This window comes from Streptomyces sp. CO7 (genome assembly GCF_053474865.1).
The window spans coordinates 16,626-22,775 of record NZ_JBRIOU010000003.1; the positions used below are offsets into that span (position 1 = coordinate 16,626).

Annotated in this window: 6 protein-coding genes; 1 reads left to right on the forward strand and 5 read right to left on the reverse strand. The window is 72.2% G+C overall.

What is annotated here, in order from left to right:
• Positions 1 to 34: 34 nt before the first annotated feature.
• From ACOV8S_RS09910 to ACOV8S_RS09920, 3 genes are read right to left on the reverse strand one after another with little or no spacing between them, the layout of a single operon-like run.
• Positions 35 to 880 carry a carbohydrate ABC transporter permease gene (locus tag ACOV8S_RS09910; RefSeq protein ID WP_448317431.1) on the reverse strand — a complete coding sequence of 282 codons (846 nt, stop codon included), beginning with the start codon at positions 878 to 880 and terminating at the stop codon, positions 35 to 37.
• Complete coding sequence (locus ACOV8S_RS09915) at positions 877 to 1,869, reverse strand: carbohydrate ABC transporter permease (protein WP_448317432.1); 993 nt, start codon at positions 1,867 to 1,869, stop codon at positions 877 to 879. Before ACOV8S_RS09915 ends, ACOV8S_RS09910 begins: the two co-directional genes overlap by 4 nt.
• Positions 1,866 to 3,119, reverse strand: a complete 1,254-nt coding sequence (locus ACOV8S_RS09920) for an extracellular solute-binding protein (RefSeq protein WP_448317888.1) — start codon at positions 3,117 to 3,119, stop codon at positions 1,866 to 1,868. The genes ACOV8S_RS09915 and ACOV8S_RS09920 overlap by 4 nt, the downstream gene beginning before the upstream one ends.
• 226 nt (positions 3,120 to 3,345) lie before the next feature.
• Between ACOV8S_RS09920 and ACOV8S_RS09925 the strand changes: the two genes are divergently transcribed.
• Complete coding sequence (locus ACOV8S_RS09925) at positions 3,346 to 4,176, forward strand: GntR family transcriptional regulator (RefSeq protein ID WP_448317433.1); 831 nt, start codon at positions 3,346 to 3,348, stop codon at positions 4,174 to 4,176.
• Between the two features lie 10 nt (positions 4,177 to 4,186).
• Here the strand turns inward: ACOV8S_RS09925 and ACOV8S_RS09930 are convergent, their stop codons facing one another.
• Positions 4,187 to 5,071, reverse strand: a complete 885-nt coding sequence (locus ACOV8S_RS09930) for a DUF4429 domain-containing protein (protein ID WP_448317434.1) — start codon at positions 5,069 to 5,071, stop codon at positions 4,187 to 4,189.
• A 67-nt stretch (positions 5,072 to 5,138) separates the two neighbouring features.
• A partial coding sequence (locus tag ACOV8S_RS09935; RefSeq protein ID WP_448317435.1) for an alpha/beta hydrolase occupies positions 5,139 to 6,150 on the reverse strand: 1,012 nt, incomplete at its 5' end.

Sequence of the window (6,150 nt, forward strand, 5' to 3'; positions counted from 1 at the left end):
GGGTGGGGGAGCGGCGCGCACGCGCGGCGGCGCCCTACCCCTTCACCGCGCCGCCGGCCATGCCGGCGGCGACCCGGTGCTGGAGCACCAGGAAGAGCAGCAGGACGGGAAGGGCGAACAGCGTGGAGGCGGCCATGGTGGCCCCCCAGTCGGTGCCGAAGACGTTGGAGAACGAGGAGAGCCAGACCGGCAGGGTGCGGTCGTCCTGGTTCTTGATGATCAGCATGTTGGCGAAGGCGAACTCGTTCCAGGCGGTGATGAAGCCGAAGAGCGAGGTCGCCAGCAGGCCGGGCGCCAGCAGCGGGAAGGTGACGCGGCGGAACGCCTGGGAGCGGGTGCACCCGTCGACCCGGGCGGCCTCCTCCAGCTCCACCGGGATGCCGGTGAGGAACGACCGGAGGGTCACCACCGTGAAGGGCAGCGTGATCATGAAGTAGATCAGGGTGAGCGTCGGCAGCCGGTCGAGCATGTCGGTGTCCCGGGCGATGACGTACATCGGGATCAGCAACGCCTCCCAGGGGGCGACCTGGGCGACGAACACCATCAGGACGAAGGCCCGGCGGCCCTTCCAGCGCATCCGCGCCACCGCGAAGGCCGCGCCCAGCGCCACCACCAGTGCCAGCACCACGCAGGTCAGGGTGACCAGCAGGCTGTTGCGCCAGAACTGGGCGAAGCCGTCCGCCCGGGCGGCGGTGGTGAAGTGCTCCAGGGTCAGGGAGGTGGGCCAGAAGACCGGGGTCTCGGCCTGGATCTCCGGCGTCGGCTTGAACGCCGTGAGGATCATCCAGTAGACGGGGAACGCCGAGAGGACGAAGACGATCAGCGCCCCGGCGTTCAGCGGCAGACGGCGCCGCGCCGCCCGGCTCACTCCTGTGCTCATTCCTCGGCCTCCTGACGGAGCATCTGGCGCAGGTACGGGATCAGCACGGCGAGCAGCAGGAGCACGGTCAGGGTGGAGACCGCCGCGCCGAGGTCGTAGCGGTGCAGGGACTGGGCGATCCGGTAGGCGTAGACCGGCAGGGTCGTGGTGGCCTGGTCCGGTCCGCCGCCGGTGATCGCCCAGATCTGGGCGAAGCAGCGGAAGACCCAGATGATCTCCAGGCACAGGATCAGCCCGAAGACCGGCCGCAGGATGGGCAGGGTGATCGACCGGAAGATCCGCCACGCCCCCGCCCCGTCCAGCCGCGCCGACTCGTAGAGCTCGGCCGGCACCGTCAGCAGCGCCGCGTGCAGGGTGATCGCGACGAAGGGCACCGACTGCCACACCACGATCAGGAGCAGCACGGTGAAGGCGGCCGTGCCGTTCGCCGTCCAGGAGAAGTCCTCGAACGACGCGAAGCCGAGGCGGGTGAGCGCCCAGTTCACGACGCCGAGCCGGGAGGCGAACAGCCACTGGAAGACCGTGGTGGTCGCGATGACCGGGCTGGCCCAGGCGAGCACCAGACCGCTGGTCACCACGATCCGCATCACCCGGCCCAGCCGCTGCAGCATCAGCGCCACCAGCGTGCCGAGCACCATGATCAGCACGACGTTGAGCAGCGTCCACCACAGGGTGCGGCGGACGACCTCCCACAGCTCCGGGTCGGACAGGATCTCCCGGTAGTTGGCCAGGCCCACGAAGCCGGCGTCGCCGCGGATGAGCTCGCCCATCCCGAACTCCTGCACCGAGATCAGCAGGTTGCGGATCAGGGGGTAGCCCAGCAGCAGCACGGCGCCCACGACGGTGGGGGCGATCAGCAGGTAGGGCCACAGGCCGCGCGGGTCGAAGCGGCCGCGGCCCCGGGAGGAGACGGGGGAGGGGCCGGGGACCGCGGCCGGGGCGTCCGCCCTCGTCCCCTCCCGCGCGTCCGCGGATGCCGGCCGTTTCATGAGTTCAGCGTCTTGGTGATGCTCTCGGAGGCCTTCTTCGCCGCCTTCGCCATGTCCTGGCCGGTGAGGACGGCCGTCATGTACTCCTTGATCGGGTTGGCGGCCTCGACGGCGGCCCACTGCGGCGAGTTGGGCGTGGCCCGGCCCTGGGCGGCGGCCGCGGCCATCGCCGCGGTGCCCTCGTTGTCCTGGATGACGGAGGCCAGCGAGGTCCGGTTGGGCACGTAGCTCATGGTCCTGGCCATGTCGCTCTGCCAGGTGTCGCCGGCCAGCGCCTCGATCGCCTGGTAGGCGGCGTCCTGGTGCGCGGAGGCCTCCGGGACGATCAGGTCGGACCCGCCGGTGAAGGTCGCGCCCGGCTTGCCCGGAGTGTTGCCGGGGACGGGGAAGAAGCCCAGCTTGCCCGCGAGTTCGGGATTGGCCTGCTCGATGATCTTCGCGCCGCCGGGCACCGCGATCACCTGCGCGACGTCGCCCTTGGCGAACACCTCGGCCTGCGGCGGCTCGGCCTCGTCGGAGTCCTTGGGGCCCTTGCCGAGCGCCTGGAGTTTCTTGTAGAACTCCATGCCGCGCAGCGCCTCGGGCGTGTCCAGCGAGCCCTTCCAAGGGCCCTGGGTGTGGACCGCGAGGTCGCCGCCGTCCTCCCAGACGAAGCCGGCCAGCGTGTACCAGTTCTGGCCCGGCAGGTAGATGCCCTGGACCTTGTCGCTGTTCAGCTTCTCGGTGACCTCGATCCACTCGTCCCGGGTCTTCGGGGGCTCCTTGATGCCGGCCTTCGCGAAGTGGTCCTTGTGGTAGATGACCACCCGGTTGGCCGCGTACCAGGGGATGCCGTACTGCTTGCCGTCGATCTTCCCCGGCTCGGCCAGGCCCGGCAGCCAGTCGGAGCCCTTGAGCTCCTCCACCTTGTCGCTGAGGTCCTTGACTCCGCCGCTCGCCGAGTACTGCGCGACCTGGGTGTTGCCGACCTCGATCACGTCCGGGGCGTCGTTGCTGGCCAGGGCCGCGGTGACCTTCTCACCGATGCCGTTCCACTCCTGGATCTGGATGTCCAGGTCCAGGTCGGGGTGGTCCTTCTCGAAGGCCTTGGTGAAGCGGGCGAGGAAGTCGTCGGTGACGCTGTCCTTCATGATCCACACGGTGATCTTCTGCGGGCCGTCGCCCTTGTCGGAGGACGAACCCGAACTGCAGCTGGTGAGCGCGGCTGCCGCCGCCAGGGCGGACAGACCGGCGATGATGCGGATCTTCACGGTCACCTCGATGAGACCTGACCAATTGGTCATCCGGCATGGAGTGGTAAACGAAGTTGGCACCCTCCGCAGGGCCCGTCAATCCCCCAGGAATTACTCAACACCCTTGGAAATACTGAGCACTTCGGGTTCAGGGAAGGTGCGGCACGCCGCTTGACCAGTTGACCGGTCGGCGGGTTGGGTAGTTGACCAGCCGGTCCGTCCGCGGCCGGGGAGGGAGGCCGTCATGCGGAGCGGGTCGTCGAGCGCCATGCTCAAGCGGGAACGTGTCCGCGAGCACCTGCGCGTCCTGATCGAGGCCAGCCGGCCGGGCGACGCGATCCCCTCCGAGCGCGCCCTGTGCGCCGAACTCGGCGTGTCCCGGCCGACCCTGCGCGCGGTGGTCGACGGCCTGGTGGCCACCGGCCTGCTGACCAGGGAACAGGGCCGGGGCACCTTCGTCGCCCCCGCCAAGATCACCCAGGAGCTGACCTCGGACCGGGCCCCGCTGGACGTCCCCTCCGCCTCCGGTTCCTGGTCCAGCCGCATCCTGGAGCGCGCCACGCTGCAGGCCGGGGCCCGCATCGGCCGCCGGCTGCGGATCTCACCGGCCGCCGAGCTGGTCTACATCGCCCGGCTGCGCCTGGTGGACGGGGCCCCGATGGCCGTCGAGCACCTGCACTTCCCGGCCACCCTGGTGCCCGCCTCGCTCACCTCCGACGAACTGGAGGCCGGCGACCTCTACGACCACCTCAGGGAGCACCACGGGGTGACCGTGCACGAGGCCACCCAGTCCATCGAGCCGACCGTCGTCAACGAGGCGGAGGCCGCCGTCCTCGACGTGCCGGTGCTCTCCCCGGCGCTGCTCATCGAGCGCCTCACCACGGACACCTCGGGACGCCCCGTCGAGTACGTCCACTCCGTCTACCGGGGCGACCGCTACCGCATCGTCTCCCGGCTGGCCCTCGGCCCGCCCGGCCCGCGCCCGCGGCCCGGGGGACACCACCCCGGCATCCCGCCGGGGGACTTCGCCCACGACGGCATCATCACCTCGTCGACCACCGGGGACGCGTACTGACCCGGCGGGCTCAGAGTTCGGCGAGGAGGTCGGCCTTCTTGGCGGTGAACTCCTCGTCGGTGACCAGCCCCGCCTGGTGCAGCTCGCCGAGGTGACGGATCCGGTCGGCGATGTCCGCCGGGTCGCGCCGGGTCACCCCGACCGCCACCGGCGTCATCCGCTCGGCCGTGTTCCTGTCCGCCGCGCCGCCGGCGGCCCGCGCCGCGGCCAGGACCGCCGCCGCGAACGGCAGCGACTCGTGCACCGGGCCGTACCCGAGCCCGAACACCACCGCCGAGGGGTCCTGGTCCACCGGCACGTGCGGCCCGTGGTCCGACGCGCCCCGCCGCAGCAGCCGCAGGTGCCCCTCCAGCGCCTCCGGGGAACGCCACTCCACCCCCGCCAGGTCGGCCACCGGCACGTACTGGTCGCCGGTCTTCCACTTGGCGGAGGACGCGCCCGTCCAGGACCAGCGGAAGGTCACCGTCGAGCCGTCGAAGGACGCCTTCGCGTCGTAGGCCTTGAACTGCCGCGGCGCCTCCGGTGGCGCGACCAGGCAGCTCGTCGTCGGACCCGGATCGCCCGGCAGCAGGGCGCGCAGCTCGTCCGCGTAGTACTCGGCCAGCGTCTCCCGGTCGCCGGGCAGCACCAGCCGGTACGGGTCGCTGCCCTCCGGCAGCTGGCCGTCGGCGGCGTCCATCAGCGGGTCGGCCCCCGCCCTCGGCCGGGCGCGCAGCACGACGGTGCCGCGCCGCCCGCGGGACAGCTCGACCCCGGCGAGGGCGGCGAGCGGTACACGGCGCTCGCCGAGCGCCTGGAACAGTCTCGGTGTGCGGATCCCCCGTTCGTAGCGGATGAGCACGGAGTCGGACCCGAACTCCCAGGCGGCATGAAATCCGGCCAGTACGTCACCCATGCGGCTCATCGTAAGCGTGCCTCCCCCTCGACGTCCCGTGTCCGACAGGCCCCAAATTTTTCCGGCGCTACGAGCTTCTGACCGGCGACCCTCCGGTAGGAACGGTTCCGCACGCGTCTTCTTCGCGCGCGCAGTGCACGGCCGACGGATCCCCGGCCGCGACCAGAGCGAAATTCCCCAGACTTTCGCTGCCTGGCGCGAAGTATCCGGTGTGCCCCTTCGCCCCCGCCGCGGACAGCACCCTGGCGCCGAACGCGGGGGAGACCGGGTCGGCCCCGTGGCCCAGTCCGCCGAGCTCCACGTGGGGCAGCTCCCCGACCCAGTCCCCGGCGGAGCGGGCGGCCCAGATCCGCGCCCGGGAGCCGAGGCGGGAGGCGCGCTCGGTGCGCATCCCGGGGCTGCCGGCCACCACGATGTCGGTGACCCGGCCGGGCAGCGACCGCGCGGCCAGCCCGCACACCACCGAGCCGTAGCTGTGGCAGAACAGCGCGACGCCCGCCTTGCCCGGCAGGGCACCCACCAGCGCGGACAGCCGGCCCGCGCCCGCCGAGGCGAGCGAGGCGGTCGCCGCGTCCACGCCCAGACCCTCCGGGGCGGTGTAGTCGGCCCAGGCGATCACCGCGGTGCGCACCTCGGGCCGGGCCTCCCGCTGGGCCCGGCGGAGCGCCAGCGCCATGCCCACCGGGGCGGAGCGGGGGAGGGCGGAGCGCTGGAAGGTGAGCAGATCGGTGCCCGCGCCGGGCACCACCACGGAGATCCGGTCGGCGCGCTCCAGGTCGCCGAAGACCTCGGCGACCCGCCCGCGCCCCTCCGGGTCGAACGCCAGCACCTTGCGGTCCCCGTCCGCCAGCGAGGCGAGGCGGTGCAGTCTGCGGCGGGCCTCGGCCCTGCCCTCCGCGTCCAGCCGGGGGTCGCGGGGCCGCGCGCGTTCGCCGCGCAGCGCCTCGGCCAGGGCCAGCCGGTTGGCGTAGTACCGCAGCCGCACCGGCGCGCCGTTCATGTCGCCGACGGCCAGCGGGTGGCTGCGGGCGAGGCGGCGTCGCTCACGGGAGGTGAGGGAGGCGAAGAAGGCGGCCAGC

Bases quoted from the DNA above. Each gene is read 5' to 3' on its own strand.
- ACOV8S_RS09930 (WP_448317434.1), bottom strand. From the start codon at position 5,071: ATGGGTGACGTACTGGCCGGATTTCATGCCGCCTGGGAGTTCGGGTCC.
- ACOV8S_RS09915 (WP_448317432.1), bottom strand. From the start codon at position 1,869: ATGAAACGGCCGGCATCCGCGGACGCGCGGGAGGGGACGAGGGCGGAC.
- ACOV8S_RS09925 (WP_448317433.1), top strand. From the start codon at position 3,346: ATGCGGAGCGGGTCGTCGAGCGCCATGCTCAAGCGGGAACGTGTCCGC.
- ACOV8S_RS09910 (WP_448317431.1), bottom strand. From the start codon at position 880: ATGAGCACAGGAGTGAGCCGGGCGGCGCGGCGCCGTCTGCCGCTGAAC.